Source organism: Kitasatospora sp. MBT66 (assembly GCF_000710405.2).
Classification (GTDB): Bacteria; Actinomycetota; Actinomycetes; order Streptomycetales; family Streptomycetaceae; genus Kitasatospora; species Kitasatospora purpeofusca.
Window position 1 is genome coordinate 167,184 of record NZ_JAIY01000005.1, and the last position, 23,367, is coordinate 190,550.

At 73.2% G+C, this 23,367-nt stretch carries 25 protein-coding genes and 1 pseudogene; 1 reads left to right on the forward strand and 25 read right to left on the reverse strand.

Going from position 1 to position 23,367, the window contains the following annotated elements; all coding sequences use genetic code 11:
- Window positions 1–30: 30 nt before the first annotated feature.
- The 3 genes from BI06_RS11750 to BI06_RS50590 form a co-directional block, all read right to left on the reverse strand.
- Window positions 31–399, reverse strand: coding sequence for a hypothetical protein (locus BI06_RS11750; protein ID WP_033825837.1), 369 nt, complete (start codon window positions 397–399; stop codon window positions 31–33).
- Window positions 396–806, reverse strand: coding sequence for a hypothetical protein (locus tag BI06_RS11755; RefSeq protein WP_033825838.1), 411 nt, complete (start codon window positions 804–806; stop codon window positions 396–398). Before BI06_RS11755 ends, BI06_RS11750 begins: the two co-directional genes overlap by 4 nt.
- A 92-nt stretch (window positions 807–898) precedes the next feature.
- The gene (locus BI06_RS50590) at window positions 899–1,066 is read right to left on the reverse strand and encodes a hypothetical protein (RefSeq protein ID WP_158515666.1); all 168 of its coding nucleotides are present in this window, start codon (window positions 1,064–1,066) and stop codon (window positions 899–901) included.
- Window positions 1,067–1,335: 269 nt separating this feature from the next.
- Between BI06_RS50590 and BI06_RS11760 the strand changes: the two genes are divergently transcribed.
- Complete coding sequence (locus BI06_RS11760) at window positions 1,336–2,532, forward strand: IS110 family transposase (protein WP_043463675.1); 1,197 nt, start codon at window positions 1,336–1,338, stop codon at window positions 2,530–2,532.
- A gap of 59 nt (window positions 2,533–2,591) precedes the next feature.
- On the opposite strand, the gene BI06_RS11765 is transcribed toward BI06_RS11760, so the two are convergent.
- The 22 genes and pseudogenes from BI06_RS11765 to BI06_RS11870 form a co-directional block, all read right to left on the reverse strand.
- The gene (locus BI06_RS11765; protein ID WP_043467772.1) at window positions 2,592–2,960 is read right to left on the reverse strand and encodes a DUF317 domain-containing protein; all 369 of its coding nucleotides are present in this window, start codon (window positions 2,958–2,960) and stop codon (window positions 2,592–2,594) included.
- 295 nt (window positions 2,961–3,255) lie between these two features.
- Window positions 3,256–5,058, reverse strand: a complete 1,803-nt coding sequence (locus tag BI06_RS11770) for a hypothetical protein (protein ID WP_033825851.1) — start codon at window positions 5,056–5,058, stop codon at window positions 3,256–3,258.
- Window positions 5,055–6,206 carry an AAA family ATPase gene (locus tag BI06_RS11775; RefSeq protein WP_233289448.1) on the reverse strand — a complete coding sequence of 384 codons (1,152 nt, stop codon included), beginning with the start codon at window positions 6,204–6,206 and terminating at the stop codon, window positions 5,055–5,057. The genes BI06_RS11770 and BI06_RS11775 overlap by 4 nt, the downstream gene beginning before the upstream one ends.
- A gap of 176 nt (window positions 6,207–6,382) precedes the next feature.
- Window positions 6,383–6,574, reverse strand: a complete 192-nt coding sequence (locus tag BI06_RS53370) for a hypothetical protein (protein ID WP_033825909.1) — start codon at window positions 6,572–6,574, stop codon at window positions 6,383–6,385.
- A gap of 169 nt (window positions 6,575–6,743) precedes the next feature.
- Window positions 6,744–7,604 (reverse strand): hypothetical protein, encoded by an 861-nt coding sequence (locus BI06_RS11785; protein WP_033825853.1) that lies wholly within the window; start codon window positions 7,602–7,604, stop codon window positions 6,744–6,746.
- 21 nt (window positions 7,605–7,625) lie between these two features.
- Entirely contained in the window at window positions 7,626–9,263 is a 1,638-nt protein-coding gene (locus tag BI06_RS11790) for a hypothetical protein (RefSeq protein WP_149030348.1), read from the reverse strand.
- 51 nt (window positions 9,264–9,314) lie between these two features.
- The gene (locus BI06_RS11795) at window positions 9,315–10,967 is read right to left on the reverse strand and encodes a DUF317 domain-containing protein (RefSeq protein ID WP_033825855.1); all 1,653 of its coding nucleotides are present in this window, start codon (window positions 10,965–10,967) and stop codon (window positions 9,315–9,317) included.
- A gap of 12 nt (window positions 10,968–10,979) precedes the next feature.
- A complete protein-coding gene (locus BI06_RS11800; RefSeq protein ID WP_033825856.1) occupies window positions 10,980–11,765 on the reverse strand; it encodes a hypothetical protein in 786 nt (261 codons plus the stop codon).
- Window positions 11,766–11,778: 13 nt separating this feature from the next.
- Complete coding sequence (locus BI06_RS11805; RefSeq protein WP_033825857.1) at window positions 11,779–12,354, reverse strand: hypothetical protein; 576 nt, start codon at window positions 12,352–12,354, stop codon at window positions 11,779–11,781.
- Entirely contained in the window at window positions 12,351–13,934 is a 1,584-nt protein-coding gene (locus BI06_RS11810; RefSeq protein ID WP_033825858.1) for a DUF317 domain-containing protein, read from the reverse strand. The genes BI06_RS11805 and BI06_RS11810 overlap by 4 nt, the downstream gene beginning before the upstream one ends.
- Window positions 13,935–13,967: 33 nt before the next feature.
- A complete protein-coding gene (locus tag BI06_RS11815) occupies window positions 13,968–14,738 on the reverse strand; it encodes a hypothetical protein (protein ID WP_033825859.1) in 771 nt (256 codons plus the stop codon).
- Between the two features lie 21 nt (window positions 14,739–14,759).
- Entirely contained in the window at window positions 14,760–15,653 is an 894-nt protein-coding gene (locus BI06_RS11820; RefSeq protein WP_051740809.1) for a hypothetical protein, read from the reverse strand.
- Window positions 15,650–16,513 (reverse strand): hypothetical protein, encoded by an 864-nt coding sequence (locus tag BI06_RS11825; protein WP_051740811.1) that lies wholly within the window; start codon window positions 16,511–16,513, stop codon window positions 15,650–15,652. The genes BI06_RS11820 and BI06_RS11825 overlap by 4 nt, the downstream gene beginning before the upstream one ends.
- Window positions 16,510–16,833, reverse strand: a complete 324-nt coding sequence (locus tag BI06_RS11830) for a hypothetical protein (protein ID WP_051740813.1) — start codon at window positions 16,831–16,833, stop codon at window positions 16,510–16,512. The genes BI06_RS11825 and BI06_RS11830 overlap by 4 nt, the downstream gene beginning before the upstream one ends.
- 107 nt (window positions 16,834–16,940) lie before the next feature.
- Entirely contained in the window at window positions 16,941–17,627 is a 687-nt protein-coding gene (locus tag BI06_RS11835; protein ID WP_051740815.1) for a hypothetical protein, read from the reverse strand.
- A 127-nt stretch (window positions 17,628–17,754) separates the two neighbouring features.
- Window positions 17,755–18,741 carry a DUF4259 domain-containing protein gene (locus BI06_RS52355; RefSeq protein WP_199520561.1) on the reverse strand — a complete coding sequence of 329 codons (987 nt, stop codon included), beginning with the start codon at window positions 18,739–18,741 and terminating at the stop codon, window positions 17,755–17,757.
- Window positions 18,738–19,529 (reverse strand): hypothetical protein, encoded by a 792-nt coding sequence (locus BI06_RS52360; RefSeq protein ID WP_033825861.1) that lies wholly within the window; start codon window positions 19,527–19,529, stop codon window positions 18,738–18,740. Before BI06_RS52360 ends, BI06_RS52355 begins: the two co-directional genes overlap by 4 nt.
- On the reverse strand, window positions 19,526–20,227 hold the full coding sequence (locus BI06_RS11850) for an HAD family hydrolase (RefSeq protein ID WP_051740817.1): 702 nt from the start codon (window positions 20,225–20,227) through the stop codon (window positions 19,526–19,528). Before BI06_RS11850 ends, BI06_RS52360 begins: the two co-directional genes overlap by 4 nt.
- Window positions 20,228–20,258: 31 nt before the next feature.
- On the reverse strand, window positions 20,259–21,521 hold the full coding sequence (locus BI06_RS11855; protein ID WP_082527256.1) for an MFS transporter: 1,263 nt from the start codon (window positions 21,519–21,521) through the stop codon (window positions 20,259–20,261).
- Between the two features lie 41 nt (window positions 21,522–21,562).
- Window positions 21,563–22,441, reverse strand: coding sequence for a helix-turn-helix domain-containing protein (locus BI06_RS11860; RefSeq protein ID WP_033825862.1), 879 nt, complete (start codon window positions 22,439–22,441; stop codon window positions 21,563–21,565).
- A gap of 45 nt (window positions 22,442–22,486) precedes the next feature.
- The gene (locus tag BI06_RS11865) at window positions 22,487–22,984 is read right to left on the reverse strand and encodes a hypothetical protein (protein ID WP_051740819.1); all 498 of its coding nucleotides are present in this window, start codon (window positions 22,982–22,984) and stop codon (window positions 22,487–22,489) included.
- A pseudogene (locus tag BI06_RS11870) lies at window positions 22,981–23,367 on the reverse strand (hypothetical protein); the annotation flags it as partial. The gene BI06_RS11865 and the pseudogene BI06_RS11870, both read right to left, overlap by 4 nt.

Below are 23,367 nucleotides of genomic sequence, written 5' to 3' on the forward strand. Positions count from 1 at the left end.
CCCGTCGTCGTTGCCCCGAAGGGCTCTCACCTAGCGGTCGAGCAGGCGGAAGCCGCCGTGCTCGTCCTGGAGCACCTGGCCGGAGTTCAGCAGCCGGGTGAGGCTGAGCCGTACGACGGCGACTCGCAGCCCGAGGCCGGCCGCAAGCTCGTCGGCGGGTGCCGGGCCGGAGGCGAGGCCGGTGAGCACCGAGCGGTCGGCGTCAGCGTCGAGCAGTCTGCTCACACGGTAGAGGGCGAGGGCGGATACGCCGCACGCGGTCAGTTCGACGGCGGCCCAGGCGCCGTCGTGCCGCAGGCCCGCTGTGACGGCGATGGCACCGGAGACGGCGGTGAGCGTGATGAACGCGACCGCCGCGTGGCGTAGGCCGCGGCGGGAGATGTTCGGGCTGGTGGTCACGGAGCCTCCTGGGGAAGTGGAGCGTAGCGGGATTGGGAGAAGAAGGAACAGTCGGTGCGGGGCGGGCGGATCCGGCAGGCCCGGCACGGCCGGTCCGGTGCACCGGGGACGACGTGGTGGTGGCAGACGGTCCGGCCTCCGCCGTCGGCGCGCACCAGGTGGGCGACGACGAGTTCGGCGAGCTGATCGGCGGTGCTCCACCCGCAGCGGCCCTCGCCGGGGTGGTGCCGCGCGGGGGTTCCGTCGATGCTGCCGACGGCCAGCAGGTAGCGGTCTGACGGGGCGAGGTAGGCGAGCACGTGGTAGCGGGTCCGCTCGCCCGCGCTGCTGGTGGGGCCGTAGGCGGTGCCGAACGCGCGGGCGATGCCGACGCGGTCGCCGCGCAGATCGAGGGTCTCGGGTTCCAACGGGCCTCCGTGGTCGCGGTGCTCGACGCGAGGTGCGCGTCGATGACTGGGCCGCCGGGCCGGGCCACGGCGGCATGCGAGGGAGGTGTCGCTCAGCGGTGCGGGCGGCGCTGCCGGGGAATACGCCCGGACGTCTCGGCCACGGCCGGGACACGTACGAGCAGGACCCGCGCGACGATCAGCTGGAGAGCGATCAGGAGCAGGCCGATGCGGGTGGCGGCCTGCTCGTCGACCAGCAGGGCGTGGAAGGTAAGGCCCACGGCGGCGGCGCTGATCAGGTATTCGGCGAAGGTCAGGCGGCTCTACCTTCTGAGCCGGGTTGATCGAGCCATTCGTAAGGTTGGGTCGCCCAGGGGTGCTGGGTGTGGCTATCAGGCGGCTGCCGTTTCGTGGCTTGCGTCGCTTTGCCGCCCGGTGCCCCACGACGACTCGGCCGCCGATTAGGAAGTGCGAGCAAGTCGCTGAGTAGAGCAATGCCGGCGAGGTCGTCCGTGGTACGAACAGCACGAACACGCACGTCAGGAGCATGATGAGCCGGATATGGGCGGGGATCGACAGCGGCAAGGGCCACCACCACGGCCTGGCCCTGGACACCGAGGGCAAGACCCTGCTGTCGCGGCGGGTCGCCAACGACGAGCCCGAGCTGCTGCAGCTGATCGGCGATGTTCTCGCCCTGGCCGGCGGCGATCGGGTGACCTGGGCGATCGACATGACCGGTGGGGAGCCGGCCCTGCTGCTGAGCCTGCTCGTCGCGCAAGGCCAGGAGGTCCTGTACATCCCCGGCCGGCTGGTGAACCGGGCATCCGACGGCTACCGCGGCGAGGGGAAGACCGACGCCCGCGACGCCTACGTGATCGCCGACCAGGCCCGGATGCGGCGCGACCTGCAGCCCGTCCGTCCCGGTGACGAGGCTGCGATCGAGCTCAGGCTGCTGACCGGCCGACGGGCCGACCTGGTCGAGGACCGAACCCGGGCTGTCAACCGCCTGCGCGGCACTCTGCTGAGCATGTTCCCGGCCCTGGAGAGGGCCCTGGACGTGACCAACACCGGTCCGCTCAAGCTGCTGACCGGGTACCAGACCCCGGCCGCGATCCGCCGCACCGGCGTCGCACGGCTGACGAAGTGGCTGGCCAACCGCAAGGTCCGCAACGCCAGAGCCCTCGCCGAGGCGGCCGTCGAGGCCGCCGAGCGCCAGTACACCTCCGTCCCCGGGGAGAAGACCATCGCCAGGCTGGTCCACACCCTGGCCGAGGGGGTGATGGCCCTCAACGAGCAGATCGCCGAGATGGACAAGCTCATCGAGGGCCGGTTTCGAGAGCACGAACTCGCCGGCATAGTCGAGAGCGTCCCCGGTATCGGCATCGTGCTCGGCGCCGAGTTCCTGGCCGGCGTGGGCGGCGGTCTGGACGGCTTCGCCTCCCCGGACGCCCTGGCGGCGTTCGCCGGCGTCGCACCGGCGCCCCGCGACTCCGGCAAGGTCAGCGGGAACCTGCACCGGCCAACCGTCTACCACCGCAGACTCCAACGCGTCTTCTACACCTCCGCGTTGGTCAGCATCCGGTGCGACCCGAACTCGCGGAAGTTCTACGACCGCAAGCGCGCGGAGGGCAAGCGGCACGTCCAAGCCGTGATGGCCCTGGCCCGCCGACGGGTCAACGTTCTCTGGGCCCTGATCCGTGACCGACGGTGCTACCACGTCACACCTCCAGTGACCACGGCGGCTTGACAACGACATTAGGAAGCGACGGGCGGACAGGCGGGGAGTGCGGGGGATGGCGCGTCCTTTCAGGAGGTCGACGAGGTGGTGGTGGACGGGCGGAGGGTGGAGCGGTTGACCATGGAGGTGAGGAGGTCGATGACCAGCTCCGCGGGGGTGTGCCGGTTGAACGTGGCCCGCCAGCCGGGCTGCCGGGCAGTACCGTCCAGCGCGATGATCCAGGTGTCGACGTGCCGGTTGTCCGGCTGGTAGCCGACGTAGACCTGGGTGCACGGCGAAGCAGCGTGCAGGCCGCCCTCGGCGTCGATCACCCACGACCAGCCGTGCTCGTAGAGGAAGGCGCTGATGGCGTTGGGGTTGCCCTCGCCGAGCGGCCAGGTTCGGTGCGGGATGGCGTCGCCGGGCCGAGGACCGCGGACAGCGGGGGCGGAGATCACGACGGACAGAGGGGGCCTCCTTCGGGCAGGCGCTGCGGGGTCGTCCATGTTGACTTGGACTGCCCCGATTTGCGTAGTCCGTTCGAGGGTTCGTCTGCCGCAGGCGAACACGCCTGCGCCCGGACCGAGTTGGTCCGGGCACAGGCGCGTTGTGTCGGCGGGGGTGGCGCGGCGGAGGGTCGCCGGCCTGGTTGGGGAAGGGGACTGCGGGGCGGTCGGCCCCGGTCCGGATCGGGAGGCCGGCGAACCTGGCGGCGAGGTCTGCCGCACCAAGCCCAACGCCTCCGTCGGCGTCTCAGCGTGTTTTGCGGATGGCGTCGGTGGCGGCCTGGGCGATGGCGGCAGGGGCACTGGAGGGCCGGGGCAGGTGGAGCAGCGTGGTCCCTGGTAGGTGCAGGGACTCTTTGGTGAGGGTGAGTTGGAGTACGGCGCAGCCGGCCTTGGTGAGGCGGTTGATGCGGGTGACCGCGTTGGCGGTTTCGTCGCCGAAGTAGCGGGCATCGGTGACGATCACGAGGAGGCGGCCGGTGCCGGGGCTGCTGAGGTCGAGGCCGTGGTCGAGTGCATCGATGGCGTCGGCGAGGTTGTGCCTGCCACCGCTGGCGTTGAACGTCGTCACGCGCTCCGGCGCCCGGTGGGTGGGCCGGGTCAGCGCGGTCAGATGCGCGTCGTAGGCGATGGTGGCGGTGCGGGAGTCGGGGCCGGTCATGGCCGCTGCGCGGGCCACGATCCAGGCAGCGGATGCGACGGGCCCGCAGGCGGCCGACATGGAGCCGGAGACGTCCACGGCGATCCCCGCCCGCAGCGGCGGGGTGGGTGAGTTGCGGCGGCGGGTGGCGGTGAACGGCTCTGCGGTGGGCACCGACCCGCTCGCGCGCTGGGCGTCACGGGCGAGAGCCGCGCGCATGTTGAGGCGGCCGGGCGGGGTGGGGCTGGTGGTCCGCTCCTCGGTCCGTTCCCGATAGGCCGCTGCTCGAAGCGCGCGACTCAGGCGCGCGGCGGCACTCTGCTCGGCGGCGGTGGGCCTGCGGGTGCCGGTGACCGGGTTGCTGGAGGGCATCGGTGTGCCGTCGGGGCTGACGGTGGCGCTGCGCGAGTTGAAGACCGACTTGGCGGTGGCGGCGGCCTTGCGCCGCTGGTCCGCCTGCTGGGCGCGGCCCTGGGCCTGGGCCTTGGACCGCGCGGCAACGGCGCTGTCTGCGGCAGTCCGTGCCGCGAGGTCGGCGGCGTCGTTGGCGGCCATGTTGTCCATGACGACCACCACGGCGCCGGACAGCAGATCGGTGAGGTCCTCCGGCGCGGCGGGCAGGGCGGGGGCAGCGGTGTCCAGGGCGTCGCACCAGTCCTGGGCGTGCGCGAGCATGGTGGTGGCGTCGTGGTCGGCGCACCGGTGGGCCGCGGTCCAGATGCCGGTGAGAGTGGCCAGCAGGTCGGCGCCCAGCACCTGTTCGCACAGATCGGCGACGGCTTTGGTCTCGCCGCCGTCCAGGATACCGGCGTCACGGCGGCCGAGGATCAGGGCCGCCACGCCGGCGGCCTGCTCGATTCCCTGGAAGGCGGGTTTGGCGATGTCGGGCATGACCAGGGTCCGGGCACTGGTGCGCAGGTACGTGCGGTCCATCGGCCGCCTGGTCAGGTGAGCGCCTTCGACACGGCTCTCCTCCAGTAGGAGCGCCGCCTCGACGACGCGGGGGTCCGCGCCGGTCGGCTCCACCCATACGGAGTGGGCCGCATGGGCCGCCTCGTGGACGAAAACTCCCCAGGCAGCGGGATAGCGCTCCTCGTCGCCTACGATCCGCGGATGGACCTCGTGGGGCTGGAGAGGCTCGAACAGCGTGGCGTCGAACTCGACCTCCGCCAGGCCGGGGAAATAGGCGGCCGGTGCGCCGCTGCGGGTGCCGGGGCGGCAGGTGACGAGCAGGTCCTGGCGGCCGGACAGCGCGACCAGCCGATCACCCAGCTCGGCTCCCACGCGCAGCCACGCGGCCGGGGAGGACCGGGGCTGTGCGGGCGGGGCGCCGTCGTCGTCCCAGCGCGCGAGATCGGCGGCGTCGTCGGGTGCGGTGGCCGGGGACTGGACGTGGTGATGGGCGCTCATCGCTGGCGGCCCCGGTTCGCGGGTCCGGCGGGCTGCTGAGCAGCCGGGGCGGTGGTGGCGGGGAGCTGTCGGCCGAGGGTGAGCGGCTTGACGTTCTTGACGCCGGCGATCTTGCTGACGGCGGCGGCGACGACGTCGCGGTCCTCCAGAGGAGCGATCCCGATCAAGTTCGCCCACGCGGCCTCGCGGCCGAGGACGGCCTCGGTCTTCTGGTAGCTGAGCAGCTCCCGCAGCTGGGGGGCCCAGCCCAGCTCGCCGAGCTCGACCTGGCCGGCGAGGTGCCGGGCGACCCGGACCACCCGGGCATCGACCCGCAGCGCCTGGGCGAGGTCATAATCGGTCCCGACCTGGATCTGCACGCTGAACCGGGACGCCAGCGCCTCCGTCAGGATCGCCCCGTGTACGCCCGGATTGTGGCCCGCGACCACGAAGAAGCCGGGCTCGGCCGTGACGGTCTCGCCCTTGTGCGCCTTGACCTGGATCTGGCGGCGCCCGTCCATCGCCGGATACATCGCCGACAGAACCTTGGGCGAGATCAGGGTGGCGTCGTCGATCAGCAGGGCGCGGCCCTCGGTCATCGCGGTGACCAGCGGACCGTACTGCCAGACGTAGCCCCCGCTGTCGTCCAGCGTGTAATCGCCAATCAGGTCGCCGACCGTGGTGTCGCCATCGCCCGCGACGGTGAGCAGATCGGGGAACGCGGCCTCCACCAGGGACGTCTTGCCGGTGCCGGGGGGACCGTAGAGCAGCACCGGCACGTCGGCGGCACGCAGCCGCGCCAGCGCCTCGACGTCGGGCAGGGAGGCCAGCTCCCGGGGGTGGTAGAGCTGGCCGCCCGCGCGGCGGATCGGACCGACCTGCCTGGGCGTCTTCGGTGCGGGCGGGGCCGTGCGGGCCGTGGCCGCCTGGGCCCGGGGAGAGTGCGTGCCCGGTGGACTGATCACCACGACCGCCGCGGCGGAGACGGTCTTCCCGTTCGCGCGGAACTGCCTTCCGGTGCCGAGCTGGTCGGCCTCTCCGCGCTGAACCAGCGTGTTGACCGCTTGCTGGACAGCACCGTGGGAGTGCCCCAATGCCTTGGAGATCTCCCCGATGGTGAGCGGGTCCGCCGGCCGGTCGGCCAGCAACTTGGCGACCTTGGCCCGCAGTTCGCCGGGCCTGGCGTGTGCTGGTTTGACGGGCGGTGCGGGTGTGGTCAAAGCGAGGAACCTCCAACGGGTTCGCGGGCGGGCGGGGTTGGCAACGTGCTGGGATGGCGGGGCCGCTCTCGGAGCGGATCAAGGGCGGGACGTTCACCGAGACCGTGGGGGCGAGGCCGGCCCGCTCACGGGGTGGAGGTCGACGGGCAGCTCGCTGGCTGCCGAGCAGGCCCGTGCGTCCGGTCCGCGCTGGGTTCCGTCGCTGGGCAGCAGCAGCCAGGAGCCTCCTCGAAGCCGGCCCCGATTAGGATCCGCAGCGCGGCGGCGTTGTAGCCGGTGGTGGTGATCTCGCCGGTGGCGGTGCGCCGGATCGGCATGAACTGCTGGGCGGTGCGCACTGCGGGCGCCCCCGCCTCGTGGACGGGCGAGGGCCCCTGGGCGGAGTCGAGAGGATGCGAGGTCAGGACTTCTCCGTGGTGTTCGGTTCGGGGTTTGGAGGGTTCGGGCGGCCGGTTCCAGCCGTGTTCCGGGGGCGGGACTCGACGGTCAGCGGGCGCGGCGCTGCTGCGGCAGCGTCCGCGGTGCAGCCGAGGCCGGCTGCGGGGCTGCCTCTGGGCGCCTGGCCGTGGTGCGCGTACGAGCCGCCTCCGCGCGGCGGCTCTCCGCCGGAGTGGTGAACAACTCGTCGCTCGCGTAGCGGAACGCGCCGGCGGCGTCCTCCAGCAGCTCGGCCTGGATCCGCTGGGGCGCCCGGGCGGCATCGGCCAGGATCTCGGGGATGCGTGCGTCCAGCAGGCCGGCCTCGCGGGGCAGCCCGTACGCGGAGGCGACGGCATGGCGGGCGGTCGCCTCGATCGTGGCGGACCACGCCGTCGGCAGGTTCGGGCCCTCGGGCACGATGCCGCAGACCGTCGGTCCCAGGTTGGCAAGGGCCCGCGGCAGGGTGGCCTCGTCGTCGATGGCGGCCATGAGGGCCACCTCAAGGGCCGTGTACGACGCGGCCCCCAAGCGGGAGAAGAGGTGTCCGTTGTGCAGCCAGGCGACTGCCTGCTGCTTCGGGCCGGGGGTGGGGGCGGGCAACTCCGGTAGCTCGATCACCATTTCGCCGGGGCCGGCGGTCGTGGCGAGGGCCCGCCAGAAGCGGGCCAGCTGCGCGGTGCCCTTGAGAGTGTCGGCGTTGGCCAAGGCGGTCAGCACGGCGGGGTCGAGCGGGTTCTGCGGACGCGGGTACACCTGTTGGGCGAGGCGGAAGCTGGCGTCGGCGAGGGCCAAGCAGCCCCTGGACGGCTCCAGCGTCCGGCTCGCGGCGACCAGCAGGTCGGCGACCGGGGCGCTGCCCAGGCCCTCGTAGGCGGCGTTCAGCAGGCGGCGGCTGTCCAGGAGTGCGGGTTGCGGGGAGTCGGTCATGGTCGTCTCTACGTGGTGAGTTCAGCGCCGCTGGCTGGGGGCGGGGGCGCTGACCAGGGTGCTTGTGGTGGCGGCGGTGCCGGGCTCCGCACTCGAGCGGGGCAGCTGGGTGCCGTGGGCGAGGGCCGCAGTGCGCCGTTGGGCCGGAGCAGTGAGGGCCTCGGCACTCACCGGGGTGACGACGGCGATCTTCCGGTCGGTCGCGTCAAGGTGGAGGCCGGTGGTGCTGCGCAGCAGGGGCTCCGGGGAGGCGAGGTCGCGGCAGAGTGCGGCGGCGAGGCGGGAGGGGGTGTTCGCGCTGATCTCCGCCATCCAGTACCCGCGGGCCCGGTAGCAGCTGATCCGGGCGGCGGGCTTTCCGCGCAGGTCGTGGAGGGCACTCGGGACGTCGCAGTGGGCGTTGACGTAGCCGTCGGGCGAGCGGAAGGAGACGGAGCCGCGGGGCTCGACGGTGCTCTGCCACCCCGCCTCGGCAAGGGGCAGGAGACCGAGGGCCAGGACTCCGGCCTGGAAGGGCTGGCGGGAGTCCGGCCCGGCTTCGTCCAGCATGGCGAGCGCCTCGTCGACTACGCCGGCGATCAGCTCGGGCGGGGCAAGGTCGCCGCTGGTGATGCGCCAGGCGACGCTCGCTCCCCGGTGCTGGGCACCCCAGACCCGCCAGGCGGCGCTCTGCCGCGTCGGGGTGTCGGTGCCGTCGGGCCAGGCGACGCCGAGCCTGCCGCACGAGCTGGTCATCGAGTTCGTGCCCAACGTCCAGCCCTGGGAGGCGAGATGGTCCTTGATCTGTTCGGCGCCGCCACGGCCGGGGCCGGCGTAGTGGCGGGGGGTTACGGTGACCAGCTCCGGTCCGGGTTCGGGGCTGAGGGCCGGTTCGACGGCGGTTCGGTCGGGGGTGGTCGGCAGCGGGTTCTCCAGGTCGGTCGGGGGCGCCAGCTGGGGGCGCCATCGCGGCAGGGTGGCGACGGCGGCGGGTTCGATCGTGACGCGGGCCAGGTGGTGGGCGGGGATTTCGCTGCGGCGGCGCAGCGCCGCGTCCGAGGCCAGCGTCCCAGCGGCCAAGCGCAGGAACGCCTCGGGAGCCCACGGCGAGGCGATGACCTCCCACGCCAGGTCGGAGCGGGTGTTGCCCAGGCTGAAGGCGAGTATGCGCTCCGGGTGGGAGGGCACCAGGAGGGTGGCGGCGCCGGGCGAGTGGATGAACGTCCGCCAGGGGCCCTGCTTGATCGTCCATCCGGCGTCGGAGAGGATCCGCGCGATGTCGTCACCGGCCCTGCGGTCGGCAAGGACGGTGGCTGGATCGCTGTCGAGTCGGCCGGCGGCGTCCAGGACAAGGCCGTGGGTGAGTTCGTAGGGCGTCCTGGGGCTGAACCAGGCACACCAGAGCTCCGTGGCGTCCTGCTCCCCGCTGTCGTAAGCGGAGAGCTTCCAGTGGTTCTGGAGGATGCGGCGGCCGAGGGGGAAGTCGCCGCGCTCCAGGGCCATGCGGCGGCAGGGGCTGACGAGCAGGAGTTCTTCGGGGGTGCTGTCCGGGTCGTGCTCCCACCCGTACGCGGAGACGAGGTGGTCGCCCAGGTCGCTGGGCGCGGTGCCGGTGCCGGCCAGCTCCAAGGGGCGGACGGCGACCAGTTCGTCGGTGTCGGTGGGCAGGTCGGTCTCCAAGAACAAGGGGTGGGCGGAACGGCGCCGCGTCGTCCGGGGCTCCGTCGGCGGTCACCGCCGTGAGGCACCCGCGGTCGCGGGGTGAGCGGCGGCCGGGTTGCCGGCGGGCGCGCTGGTGCTCGTGGTGGACAGGCTGGGCAGCGAGCGGGTGATGGCGGCGGCCCGGCGGCCGGTAGCGGTAGTGAGGGACTGCGCGGTGACCGGGGTGACGACGACGACCTCCCGGTCGGTGGCGTCCAGGCGCAGGTGATCGGGATTGCGGATCAGGGGCCGGGGGTCGGCGGCGTCGCGGCACAGGGCTGCGGCCAGCCGGGAGGGGGTGTTCGCGCTGATCTCGACCTCCCAGAATCCGAGCGCCCGTCGGCAGGAGATGCGGGCGGCCGGTCGGCCGCGGAGTTCGTACAGGGCGTCCGGGGGTCCGCAGCGGGCACTGAGGAATCCGTCGGGCGACTCGAAGGTGGCGGCGCCCTTGGGGGTGACCTCGCTGGTCCAGCCCGCTGCTGCCAGCGGGAGGAACCCCAGCGCCAGGGCGCCCGACTCGAACGGTGTCCGGCCGGCCTTGTCGGCTTCGTCCAGCATCACGGTCGCCTCGCCGATCAGACCTTCGAAGATCTCCTGGGGGACCAGGCGCCAGCCGGTGACCCGCCAGGCGACGCCCGCGCCGCGGTGCTGGGTGCCCCAGACCCGCCACGGTGCGTACGTCCGCTCGCGTCCCCAGCCGCGCGGCTTGTCCGACTCGGTGGGCCAGGCGACGCCCAGCCGGCCGCACGCGCTGGTGAGGACGCCCTCTGCGCCGACCCATCCCTCGGCCTCGAGACGGTGCCGAAGCCGGTCGACGGCGTCGACGCTGGGCCCGGCGTAGTGGCGAGGGGTGACCGCGACCAACGCCGGAGGCGGGCTGGGCTGTTCAGCACCGGCCTCGTCCGAACCGGCGGGCGCGTGCGCCTCTTCGGCGGCGAGGCCGGGCAGCAGCGTCGTCCAGCGTGGCGGGAGGGCGGTGCTGGCCGGCGCGGTCGAGACCCGCTCGCGGTGGTGGGCGGGGATCTCGCCGTGGCTGCGCACCGCTGAGTCCTCGACCAGGGCTGTCGCGGCGACGCGCAGCAGCACCTCCGGTGTCCGGGGCGACATGGAGATCGACCAGGCCAGTTCGGAACTGGTGTTGTTCATGCTGAACGACAGGGCCCGCTCGGGAAGTTCGAAGGTGTGGGCCGCGCCGGTGTTGCCGGTGGGGGTGGTCATGCGAACGCCGGGGAGAGGGTGTTCAATCTCCTGCCAGCCGGTATTGGCGAGCAGCTCTCCCGCGTCGTCGGCCACGTCCCGGCGCACCAGGACGCTGTCGGGTTCGCTGCCCAGGCGCCGGGCGGTCTCCAGCACGAAGCCGTAGGTGAGTTCGTGCGGTGTCTGAGGGCTGAAGCACGCCCACCACAGCCACTCCGCGGACGGGGACTCGCGGGCGGTGAGCATCCAGTTGTCGGCCAGCAGGAGGTTGCCGGACAGGAAGTCGCCGTGCTGCAGCCGCAGCCGTCCGCAGGGGCTCTCCAACTGCGGGTTCTCGCCGTCGGAGACCACTCGCCACTGGTACTCGGCAGCGAGGTGGCGCAGAAGGTCGAACGGCGCGGTGCCGGGGCCAGCGAGTTCCAGCGGGCGGACGGCGACCAGGTCGTCGATGTCGGGATCGGCAGGCAGCGAGATCTCCAGGAGCACGAGGGGGCGGGGTCAGGACGGGCGGCGCCGCGGAACCGGCACGGACGCGCTGCTGCCGGTGCGCGGCCGGTCGGACAGCGGCAACGCGGTGGACACCGGCCGGGCCGCGGTGCTCCGGGCGCGAGCCGCGCCGGACCGTCCGGTGCGCGGCGGCCGTTCGGCAAGCGTCTGGGTGGTCAGCAGGTTCCGGTGCCGCGCCGGGAGCTGCCCGGCCCGGCGGACGACCGGGGCCAGAAGGGCGGCGGTCGCGGCGGTCAGCAGCGACTCGGGAGCGGTCGCGCCGAACCGCACCGTCCACGTGCCCTTCTCGGCGGCGCCGGTCAGCATCACCTCGCTGCCGGGGGCCTGCAGCGGGAAGGAGAGCGCTGCGTGCCGGTCGGGCGCGGAGACGAGCTCGTAGCCGTCCCGCTGGTGGCCGAACCAGCCGGCCGCGAGCAACGCCGCGCGGGCGTGGTGGCCGACGAGGCGGCCCGTACCGGCGAAGAGGTCCGGGGCGTGGCGGATGCCGGTGGCGGCCTCGTCGAGCAGGGCCCGGGTGATCTCGGCAGGCACTTGATGGCAGAAGCCGACCGACCAGCCGATCCCGTTCAGGGACAGGGGGGTCGGGTCTGGTCCGTTGGAGAGGGCGATGCCGCTGGTATCGCTCACGAGGACGACGTGGGTGGGCGAGTTGTAGGGGCGGAACCAGCCGTGCTCGGCGGTGAGGAGGGACGGCAGGTCCACCTCACCGGGCCCGGCGAGGTGGGCGGGCCGGACGGAGAGGAGCGGGTCGGTGGAGACAGGGGAAGCAGTGGGCACAAATCTCGTTCGGTCAGGGGGCCGGGACTCGGCCTCGGCCCGCAATCGGGGTGGCTGGACGCAGGGGACCAGCGGAGTAGACGACAGCTGGCGAGGTGCCTGCCGACACGCTCGTCCGGGCGGTGGCCGCGTGGACCCGGCGGCGCCCGTCGTCGGAAGGCGGTCCGGGATAGACCCCGCGCTCCTCGGCCAGCAGCAGGGCGTAGTCGAGCCGGGGCAGGAGTCGGCGGCGGACCGTCTCGGCCGCCCGGGCCGGTGACCTGCTGACGGTGAGACCGAACGGTGTCAGGTCCTCCACCGCGCCGGGGTCCGTGCCGGCCGGGACCAGCGGCGCGATCAGGTAGCGGCCTGTGCGCAAGGGACGGGGGACCACGACCAACTCCCGGCCCTGGCCGTCACGCAGCATCCCGAGATGGTCGTTGACGAACTCCAGCAGGGCCCATTGGGTGATCCCGAGGTCCCAGAGCCGCTCGTACACCTCGGTCAGGGCCGCCGACGTGCGCACGTCCGCCAGCTCCGGCCGCCAGGTACCGGGAAGTCGGCCGGCCACCGCTTCGGTGAACGCCTCCAGGGCGAGGTCGTCCCTCACCGCAGCCGCCCTCGCTCCACGGTGGCGGTCCGCAACGGGCCGGCCGGATCGGGCAGCGCGGCGCGGGAGGCCGGTGTGGCGCCCGAGCGGGCGGCGTCGGCGCGGCCGGTGCCCGGCGAGACGACCTGCAGGAACGGCAGATGCGTCTCGGGCAGTGACCGGCGGGCCCGTATCACCGGCGCCGGGTCGACGGCGGTCAGAGCCGCAGCGGTGACCAGGTACGACGGGGTGCCGCTGGTGAAGTCGGCGGACCAGGCGCAGAACCGGTCGTCGATGCCCGTAGTGAGTGTCCAGGAGGGAGGGGCCTGGCCCTCCAGCTCCTCGTAGCGGCCGAACTCGGCGGAGTTGTGCTGGAGTTTGACCTTCGGGTCCGGCGCGCTGAACACGGTCCACACGCCGGCGGTGAGACTCGTCCAGCCGCGCTGGTCCAGCTGGAAGGGTGAGGTGTACTCGGTGCCAGCCATCCCGTTGTTGCCGGTCTCGGCGACGAGCCGGGTCACCTCGCCGATGACCTCGGCCGGCGTCTTGTAGCTGAAGGTGGCCCTCCAGGTGGGCATGCCCAGCGGGCCAGCCAGCGCGGTGATCTGCCAGGCGTCCCGGGTCCGCTCGGGAAGGTACGCGACGCGGACGGTCTGGCAGTCGCTCTCCCACAGCCGTCCGCTCCGGATGGCCACGGACCTCCAGCCGGTCTGGCCCGTCAGGGATGCCACCGCCCGCTCGACCGTGCCGGGCCCGGCCAGGTACAGCGGACTTACGGCGACCGCCGCATCCAAGCCGTCGCCATCGGCGAGGAGTTCGACGGCGGTCGGCAGCGCTGTACGGGCTTCGGCAGCGCGCCGGTCGACCTCGGCCTGCTCGGCGAGAGCCCGGGCGACCACCCGCTGCGGCAGGTCGTCGGTGGCGCGGACGACCGGGCTGCTGTCGGCGACGGCGCCGTTCACCGCGGCGATCAGGTGCAGCGGCGTACACGAGCTGAAGGCAGCACTCCAGCCGACGTCCGGATCGCTCGGGGAGATGCGCCAGGAGAAGCCGCGCTGCACGTCGGCCGCCAGCTCGACCGCCGGGTCGACGAGCGGAGCGACGTCGTACTCGACCGCGCCGTCGCCCGACCTGGTCAGCCAGTGGCCGTCGGAGCGGGACGTCGGCCAACCTGCCTCGGAGAGAGCCTCATTGGCGTCTGTGAGCGTTCCCTCCAGCGACACGAAGGTACCCGTGCTGTCGTCGACCCCGTCGTAGTGGAGGGAGTCGGCCAGCTGGCCGAGGAACGCCTCGATGATCTCCGGCGGAGCGGCCCGGCTGAATCCGCCGCGCCAGGCGGGGACGGCGAACGGGTCCAGGGCCGCGGCGACCTGCCACGCCTGCTCCTGGTCGGGCCGGTATCCGACGCGGATGCGGTGGCACGGGCTGGTGGCGATCACCTCGGTGAGGTACGGGCCGATGGCCGTGACTCGCCACCTTGACCCGCGCAGGGGTGCGAAGGCCGTGTCGACGGACTCCCGGTCGCCGGGGCCGGCGAGGTAACGGGGGCGGACCAGGGTCTCGACGTCGGGATCGTGGTGCGGCAGGTAGGTGTCGGGCAAGGGCCAGAGCTCCAGAGTGGGGTGAGGGCGGTGTCAGCGGCCTTGGGGGCGGCGGGTGTTGGGGGAGGTTGACGGCGGTGCCGGGGCCTGTGCGGGTGAGGGCTGGATCGGTGCGGCGCGAAGCCGGGCCGCTTGGGCGCGGGCTGCGGCCGGAAGGGGCGCGGAGGTGTCCCGGGCCCACTCGTACGCGGCGTCGAAGTTGTCGAACTGCCCGCGGCGAACCGTGTATGCGGGGCTCCTCTCGTCGGGCAGCCGCCAGAAGAAGACCTGTGCCGGGCCGGGAGGCTGCTCGTTGTCGGTGGCGATCACCCAGGTCTCGTACGGCGGTTCGTGGCGGCTGAAGGTGTCGTGGATCTCGAACCGCTCGCCACTGCCGCGCAGGAAGTCCTCCAGCTGTCCGGTCTCGGCATCCAGCGGGTCGCTCCAGCCCTCCGGCTCCAAGACCTTGGCCTGGTCCACTCCGCGGCCCACCAGCCAGTTCTGCGCGAGCGGGATCAGCGCGTGCGACGTCATGGTGGCCCGGACCGTGCGGGTGTCCGGGTCGCGGTCGAAGTGGGCGGCGACGATCTGCGGAGCCCCAGGTCGCTCGTTGTAGGCGGCGTACGAGTCGAGCAGGAGGAAGTAGTCGTGCAGCCGCGCCCCTGGGCGGCGCAAGGTGTCCGACGCCCACTGCTTCGCGATGATCCACAGCGAACTCTCGAAGTCGAACAGCCGGTTGATGGTCCGGGCGGACTCGGGGTCGGTCGTGTCGAACTCGTCGAGGTCCAGTTCGTCGCGGGCGTCGTGGAAGGAGGCGATGTACAACAGGCGGTCTTTCTGATCGGATCAGCCGGCGTCGGTTCGCCGGGTGTAGGTTGTGGCGGCGGCCCGTACCAGGGCCCGCTGCCGCTCGATCGGGAGGGCGTCGATTGTGGCGATCTTCGCCTTGATCGCCGGATCGAATATGTCGCTGCTGGTGTCGGCCAGACCGGCGGCGGTGAGGATCCGGCCGATCACCTCGGCCTCGATCAGTGCCTCGCAGCTGTCGTGCACCTCGCAGTAGATCCGGACGTGGGTGGTGACGCCGACCAGGGCTTCGGACAGCGGTCCGCGGTGGCCCAGCAGCAGGCCCAGAGCGGCCAGCACGTCTGCGGCGGCACAGCGCAGCAGGTCGGTGTCCTCCGGGTGGGAGAGCCAGCGCACTCCCCTCATCTCGTAGAGCTCCTGGGCTAGTTCGGGGTCGCCGGAGTGCTCGGCCTCGGCGGCGAGGCACGCGGCGATGCTCGCCTCGGTGGCGTCCAGGACGCCGACGACATGGTCGAGCATGGCCCGCAGCTCGCTCTCGTAGACGGGCAGCAGCGAGCCGGCGAGTTCGTCGGAGGCCGTCGCCGGGTCGGCGGGAACGACGACGGAGCTGAGCGGGGAGATGCTGGTGTACACGGGCACGTCGAAGGCGATGAGGGGGCAGATCAGGAAGGACCGGCCTGCTTCGGCGGCGGGCAGCACCAGGAGCCGGCGTCCGTCGGGGCCGTCGAGCACGGCGATCTCCGCCATGGTGTCGCGGTCCAGCCCCAGCTCCTGGGCACGGGAGCGGTCCCACACGCGGTAGTAGAAGTGGTGGCGAAGCTCGGCGTCGTCACGCAGGTCCAGCTCGGTGGCCGCCCACCGGTCCGGGAGCCGTTCGGCCAGGGCGTGCGCGAAGTCCGCCAGGGAGCAGAGGTGGTTCTGAGGGCTGGTCATGATCGGATTCCTTCGGCGGACTTCTTCGTGGACAGGTGGTGCAGGACGCGGGGCAGGGTCATCGCGGAGTCGAGGCGACCGGCGGCGAAGTGCACGGTCTGCCCTCCGGCGCCGACGTCACCGGGGCGGGCCAGGCTGTAGCCGGCGGCGGCGTCCTCGCCGCGCCGGACGCGGACGATGACCCCGCGCTCGGCCAGCGCGGCGAAGTAGCCGTCGAGGTCGGCCGCCTCGGACAGCGCCAGCTGCATCTGCCGCTGCAGCCACACGCGGGAGGGCTCGCTCCAACCGTGCCGCTCCGCCTTTATGATCTCGGCGCTGGTCGGGTAGCTCGTGCTGGTCCGTTCGCCGATCCCGACACGGCGCAACCCCCACTCGGCCTCGATGGCCCGGCACTCGGCCTGCGCCCGCATCGCGTCGCGGTGCATGCCGGGCCGGGCGCCGGAGGGCAGGACGGTGACGGCGGCGAGGTGGATGTGGTGGACGGCGTGGCGCACCGCCACCCACCGGCAGCCGGGGCCCTCCTCCGGCTCGAGGCCGGTGGCGCGTACGACCCGGTGGGCCACCTGGGCCCACTGCTCGTCGCTGAGGAAGGGGTCTTCCGGTGCGGCGCGGACGGAGCAGTGCCACACCCGGTTCGGCGGCATCGCCCCCAGCTCGGCGGCGCGCAACTGGGCGTGCTGGTCGAGGCGGTCCGCGAGCCGGCCGACGCTCGCGCGCGGATGGTGTCCCGGGTCGGGGGCGCCGTGCAGGTCCCACGCGGCGACGAGGTGCGGGTCCTCGTGTTCCTCGCGCCGACCGGGGCCGTAGAGGTAGGCCAGCAGCGGGCGGATGCCGTTGCCCCGGGAGACGTCGGGGATCACGACGCCTCCAGCACGGTGTCCAGGACGGTGTACGTCCGCTCGGCGAGGACCGGCAGGACCGCGAGCGCAGCCGCCCGACCCGGCCCGTCGCCCGAGCCGCGGACGGTAGCGACGGCGGCGTTCAGCTCGCCCGCCACGCGGTCGAGGGCTTCGACGAGCGGGCGCCGCGAGTCGCGGTCGGGCCGGTGGAGCGGATCGCCGCACTCGGCGGCGGCCAGGGCGGCGTTGCCGATGAACCCGGCGATCGTGAGGCGCTCGGCGGCGGCGCGCTCGCCGATGGCGGCGATGGCGGCGGGGGTGAACCGCACCGTGGTCTGCACGCTGCGGCGCGCCGTCGTGCGCGGTCGTCGCTGCGGCCCGGCGGCGGCCGGCGACTGGGTGCTGTCGGGCGAGGTGATACGCGGTCCTTCCAGGGAGTGAGGGGGCGTCAGCGGCGTTGCGGTCGAGTGGGGCGGCCCTCAGCCGTAGCGGGCACCGGAGCGGTGGGGGCCGACACGGTGACCGCGACCGAGCTGTGCGCCCCGGCGCCGGCGGCGCGGGCGCTGGGGGCACCGGTCAGCGGCGGCAGCGGATTCTCCGGATGCCCCAGCCTGTCGACCCAGCTCCGGGCGGCCTCGACGCTGGCGAAACCGCCCTGGCGCAGGGTGTACGAGTGATTCGCCGTGTCGACGTCCTCGTAGAAGACGCGGATCGGCTGCTGCCCCGGATCGGGTCGGATGTCGGTGGCGATGATCCACGTCTTGTAGAAGTCCGGGCTGTCGTGGGTGTAGTCGTCCACGAGCCGGAAGCGGTCTCCCGACGCGGCCAGGAAGCCCTCCAGGCCCCGGGTGGCCTGGTCGGTGCTCATCGGTTCCTCGACGTCCACGGTGAGCTGCTCCGGGTCGGCGCCGCGGCCCACAAGCCAGTTCTGCGCGAGAGAGGCGATGGGGTGGCGGCTGTAGTCAGAGCGGTACGTGCCGTCCCCGAGGTCGCGTTGGACGTGGATGGCCGCGTACTGGGCCAGGCCGGGGACGTCGTGCCAGGTCATGGTGCCGTCGTGCACGACATAGAAGCTGTCACGGAGGAGCTCGGTGTGCGGATTCGTCGCGTGCTGGACCGCCAGGGAGGTGTACATGTCCAGGCTGAGGCAGAGGTGGTCGAGCCTCGACTCGTCGTCGGCGGTGACGGGTCGGAGGTCGTCGACGTCGAAGCGGGTGTCTTCGAGAGTTTCGAGGGTGGTGATGGGCGGTGTCCTTCTCGCGTCAGCGGCGGTGGGAGGGGAATCCGGTGGTGGGCGGTGCGGCTGTTGCCGGCGGCGGGCCCGCTTCGGCAGCGATGTGGGGCGTGGTCCGGGTCCGGGCAGCCGCAGTTCGGGCGGCACGGGCCTGGTCTGTCTCGGCGTTGACGGCGTACTCGTACCGGTTGGCCAGGTCCAGCAGGTCGCGGCTGGCGAGAGCGAAGCGGGCCCCGAGGGTCTCCAGTTCGACACCGGTGAAGCGCAGGACACCGTTGGTCTGAACCGCCGCATACTTGCCTTCGGCGACCTGGGCCAGCGTCTCGCCCGCGCGGGTGGCCGTGGCGCGCAGCTCCCGGTCGAGGGTGTCCACCTCGCCCGCTTGGCGCTCCAGCAGGTCGGCCAGAGCATGCGCCGACGACCCCTTGGGATGCCGCTCGCGCAGGTCCCAGGCGTCCTCGACGCCGAACCGGTCCTGGAGGAGCTGCTGGCCGGAAAGTACCTTCCGCTGCCGCCGGGGTGCCGCGGGCCCAGGGCCGGAGGCCGGGTCGACCAGGACGAGGCGGATCCGTTGCACGTTGCCGCGCCACTGCTCGCCTCGCTCCCGGACGTACCAGCGGTCCACCTCGGTATCGGCGTGGGCGAGGACGCGGTCGAGGGCTGCGGCAGCCTTCGGTCGGAGGTCCGTTGGCAGAAGAGGGACCGGCTCGCGCGGGCCGCTGCTGAGGTCGATGTCGCTGCCGCCCGGGCACTGCGAGGCGATCACGGCCGCGGCGGCGACAACCTCCTGGGCCATGTCGGTGTCGAGCGGGCCCTCCGGCATGCAGACCGCGACATCGAAGAGGCGGTGGAGCCACGGCGGCAGCTCGCTGTCGAAGAGGCTGTCGAAGCGTTCGGCGGTGCCGACGGCGGCGTCGTTGTGGAACGGGCCGGTGTCCCAGCTACCGATGGTTTCTCCTGAGTTGAGGTCTGAGGCGGGCCCGACGGGCGGGCCTGGAGTCGAGGGGCCGGTCAGTTTCGGGAGCGGGCAGTCGGCGAGGACACGGCGACGCTGACTGCGGGGGCCGCCTCCGGGGCGGTGGGCAGGGCGACCGGCCGGGTGCGGGCGGCGGCCGAGCGGGCGGTGGGCCGTTGCAGCGCCTCGTACCGGGTCTGCCCCTCGGGGGTGAGGGCCAGATCGTGGCCCCGGAACAGGTCCTTGCGGGCGTAGTGGTCCACCAGGCCCTTGCCGATCAGGGCATCGACGGTGGCGACCTTGACGTCGGCCCCGCCGGCCACGACCCTGACCGACTCGCGCACGCCCTTGAAGATGGTGACGGTGGACGAGCCGACCTCCTCCTGCCGCGGGGGCAGCCGGGTGACCGCTGCTGCCTTCTTCGCCGTCGGAACCGGGGCCGGAGGCGCGACGAAGGCGGGCAGCTCCTTGTAGATGCCGATCAGCGCGGTGAGCGAGCGGTGCAGTTCGGTGCGGCGGGTGACCAGGAGGTCGATGTCGAGAGCGCTGTTGCGCAGGATCCCGTTGGTGACGGGCATGGTGGTGTCGTGGCCGGCCTCGATGCGCTGGAGGTCTTTCCGCAGGGAGGCGGCGAGAGCGACCAGCCGGGTCTGTACGTCGTCGAGCTTGACGGCGGTGGAGGCGATCTGGTCGGCGACCGCGCCGTGGAGGGTCGCTGTGCGGTGCCCGGGCAGGTCGCGGACCCGCTCTGCCTGGAGTTCGGACCACACCATCCGGCTGCCCAGGTCGGTGTTGCCGGGTACCCGGGGCCTCCACGCGGCGATCGGGCGTCCGCTGTCCGCGCTCACGCCGCGGCCAGCTGCCGCGAGGTGATGATGGCGATGCCGGTGGCGACGGCGTCCTGGATGGTGTCCACCAGCGGCACGCCGGCCGTGGCCAGGCGCTTCGCTCCGTGAAGCCCCGCGGTGTGCAGCACCGGGACGGCTCCGACGGCGTGTGCGGCAACGGCATCGTCCACGCTGTCCCCGATCACCAGGGTGCGGGCCGGGTCCACCTCCGGCCCGAGGGCTTGGAGGTGCGCGATCATGGCGGGCGCCTTGCTCGGAACCGCCGGCCCCGGCCGGCCGTCGACCCGCTCCAGCAGCCCGGTGATGCCGACCGACTCCACCTCGCGGACGAGCCGCTCGTGCGGCGCGAGCGACAGCAGGCTCTGACGTACGCCCCGGGCCCGCAGGCCCATCATCAGCTGCCGGGCACCCTGCTGGAGCCGGACCGGCCGCCGGGCGAGCTCGGCGAGGAACGCCTCGTCGGCGGAGTGCCACTCCTCGTCGCCGAGCCGGCGGCCGAGCAGGTCGCCGTAGAAACTGCGGATCGGCATCCGGTGGAGCGCCTGGTAGGTCTCCACACTGATCGGCTCGCCGCCCAAGCCGGGCAGCGTGGCGTTGAGGGCGGTGACGTGGTCGCCGAGGTCGTTGCGAAGCGTCCCGTTCCAGTCCCAGACGATGGTGATCGGCGCGGGCTTGGCCGGGTTGGTGCGGTTGTGCAAGAAGTCCAGCTCCAGGAAGAAAGGGGAGAGATCAGGGAAGGGTGAGCCGACGTCGCCCCACACCGAGGACGGCAGCGGCCACAGCCGCGCCCATCAGGGGAACGGCGGCCGTGGCGGCGTGGCCGGAGGCGGAGAGTTGGCCGGCGACGGCGGTGCCCGCGGCCTGCCCGAGACCGATCACCGCGATCAGCCAGGCGGCGGCCTCGGTGGCGGTGTCGCGGGGAGCCAGTGCGTTGCAGGCCACGAAGGCGGAGGCGAGCCACGGAGCGAGGAACAGCCCTGGCAGGACGCTTGCCGTGATCATCAGCCACGGCGGTGCGGGCAGCAGCAGGACGGCGAAGGCGGCGGCGTACGCGCCGCCGACCGCGGGCAGGGCCCGGCTGGGTGGCCACGGGCGCTTGAGCCGGGCCCATGCAGCGCCGCCGACGAGGCTGCCGAGCGACAGAGCTGCTGGCAGCAGGCCGGCGAGCCACCCTTCGTGGTGCCGGTCGGCGTAGGACAGCGCCAGGACGGTGAACGAGCCGAGCGTCACCCCGAAGAACACCGAGGCCGCGAGCAGGACCAGCAGACCGGTCGAGCGCAGCGGACCGAGCCAGTGGACCGCGCGTGCTACGGACCGGAAGCGGGCCGGAGGGCGGGCGGCGACGGCCAGGGTGCCCGCGCTGCCGGCCACCGCGCAGGCGACCAGCGCCAAGTCGGGCGAGGCGAGCAGGCACACGGCGGTGACCAGCAGCGGTCCGGCGACGAACACCACCTCCTGGGAGGCGGAGTCGAGGGCGAAGACCTTGTGATGGTGACGCGGTTCGACCAGTCGGCTCCAACTCGCCCTGAGCCCGGCCTCCAGCGGCGGCGTTGCCAGACCCGCTACGACCGACAGCACGCCGGCGGCCAGCGGCTGTGCGGCACAGTCCACGAAGGCCAGAGCGGTGAACGCTCCACCCGAGACCGCCGCGGCGGGCACGGCGACGGCTGCCAGGGTCGAGCGGTCGACCACCCGGCCGAGCAGCGGCTGACCCACCGCCCCGGCCACCGCGTACAAGGCAGCCAGGACGGCACCGAGCGCGGTGGAGGCGTGATCGGCCCGGGCCGCCAGGAGGACGGCGATCGGAGCCATCGCCGCCGGCAAGCGGCCCACCAGGGTGCCCACCAGCAGTGGAGCGACGTGCGGGGTTCGCAGAACGGACCGCTCACGGGAGCGGCTGGTACCTACCGGAGGCACCGGCTGGGAGCTGTCACCGCCGGCAGGGGTGGACGTGCTGATCGTAGGAACGGCGGACGGGGAAGACGTGATCATGGACCTCGGGTGGGATCGGCAGTCCGGTCGGGCGGGGCTCGTCAGCGGCGGTGAGCCGAGGCGGCGACGAGCAGCGGGGCGGGCGGCTGCGGAGCCGGGGCGTGCGAGAAGGAGATGTGAAGGGTGATGGTGCGCAGGTCGGCCGCCGCCGCCCGGGCGCTGACCGGCCGCTCGGCGCCCTGCGGCGAGGAGAACAGCTCGCCCTGCGCCGGGCTCTTCATGACGACGGCACTGGTGCCGGCGGCGGCCAGCGCAGTACCGGGCCGGGCCGGCGCGGCCGGGTGGTGAGCGGCGGAGGTCCAAGTCGACAGGTCGCTGTACACCCGGCCGATCGCCAGTCCCGCCTCGGTGGCGCTCCACCGGTAGACGCGGCGGGTGCCGCTGCGGGCCACGAGCCCGCGCTCCTCCAGAGAGAGCAGTCGCTGGTACGCCGCCGCCTTGTCACGGGCATTGAGCGAGGTGACCAGCTGCGGGTAGGCCATCGGGTCGCTGCCAGCCAGCTCGCTCAGCAGGGGGACGGCGTGGGAGCTGGCCAGCAGGCCCAGAACCTCCTCGATCATCTCGGGCGCCTGCTCGCCCGCCACACCCGGACGGGGGTAGCGCTGGGCCCAGGCGAGGGCGGAGGCGTGCACGGGCGCCAGCGCCTGGCCCTTCGCAGTCAGCGCGACGTCGAACCGGGACGCGCCGGTCGGGATCCGCGTGACGACACCGGCCCCGGCGAGCGCGCGGACGACCGAGTACGCGCTGCTCACCGGGATCATCGGGTCGGCCTCCAGGAGGTCGCCGCTGCTCGCCGCGCCCTGCCGCAGCGCGTGGACGATCCGGGTGGCCCACCGGATGGAGAGGAGCTCGGCGGCCCGCTGGACGGCGCTGGTGGAGGACTGCGACGTGACGGGCGTGGGGGCGGTGGCGGTCGACACTGGTTGATCTCCGATTCAGGCGTGCGGTTGGGCAGTTGGGCGACGTCAGCGCGGGCGGGCGGGCGGGGAGAGGGCGACAGCCGGCGACACCCCGGCCGGTGCGGAGACCGAGGCGGCGGACTGGGCCGGGGAGGTCCGGGCGGAGGCGGCGAGGGCGGCCTGGAAACGGGCCGGCATCCCGCGCTTCACCTCGTGGCTGGCGGCCTGCCGCAGGCGGCGGGCCGCGGTCTCGTAGACCGCGACCCCCCGGCGCTCGCCGACGGCGACCAGGTGGATGCCTTGCAGATGACGAGGGTTGTGGGGTGCGCGGCGTTCCACGTAGACGAGCCGGTAGTCCAGCGCCTCGTCGAGGTAGAGCTTCCTGGCGCCGCGTAGGTCGCGCTCGCCTTGCTCTTCGAGGAGGGGGCCGCGGACCTCTGCGCGCACCAGCCGGCCGAGGTAGCTCAGGGCGAGCATCCGCACGTGCTGCGGTACGGACAGAAGGTCGTCCAGAGCCTCGGGGTGGGAGCTGAAGGCGGCGAGTGGCCGGGTGATCGTAGTCACCGCGCGGCCCTTCGAGCAGTGGTCGCCGCCGTGGCGGTGAGCGCGGGGGCGAGTTCCGCAGCGGCTGTCCGGCGCTGGCCGGACGAGGTACGGGTGCGCGCGGCGTTGGCCTGCGGGCTGACCACGACGGCGACGTCTCCGTCGGCGACCGGAGGCAGCGACGTTCGCCGGTTCTCCAGCCACTGCTGGGCCTCCTGTGGCGAACTGAACGAGCCCTCGCGCAGCTTGTACCCGCGGTCCGGGTCGACGGTCTCCAGGTGCAGCAGGAACGGTCGCTCGGCTCCGGCGGCGCTGCCGTCGCGCAGCATCGCCCACGTCTCGCCGGGCTCGGCGCCGTGGTCGACGAGCCGGTAGCGGGAGCCGGACTCCAGCAGGCGGGCGGC

Bases quoted from the DNA above. Each gene is read 5' to 3' on its own strand.
- BI06_RS11760 (WP_043463675.1), top strand. From the start codon at position 1,336: ATGAGCCGGATATGGGCGGGGATCGACAGCGGCAAGGGCCACCACCAC.
- BI06_RS11770 (WP_033825851.1), bottom strand. From the start codon at position 5,058: ATGAGCGCCCATCACCACGTCCAGTCCCCGGCCACCGCACCCGACGAC.
- BI06_RS53370 (WP_033825909.1), bottom strand. From the start codon at position 6,574: ATGCCGATCCGGCGCACCGCCACCGGCGAGATCACCACCACCGGCTAC.
- BI06_RS11785 (WP_033825853.1), bottom strand. From the start codon at position 7,604: ATGACCGACTCCCCGCAACCCGCACTCCTGGACAGCCGCCGCCTGCTG.
- BI06_RS11820 (WP_051740809.1), bottom strand. From the start codon at position 15,653: ATGACCAGCCCTCAGAACCACCTCTGCTCCCTGGCGGACTTCGCGCAC.
- BI06_RS11835 (WP_051740815.1), bottom strand. From the start codon at position 17,627: ATGTACACCTCCCTGGCGGTCCAGCACGCGACGAATCCGCACACCGAG.
- BI06_RS11855 (WP_082527256.1), bottom strand. From the start codon at position 21,521: ATGATCACGTCTTCCCCGTCCGCCGTTCCTACGATCAGCACGTCCACC.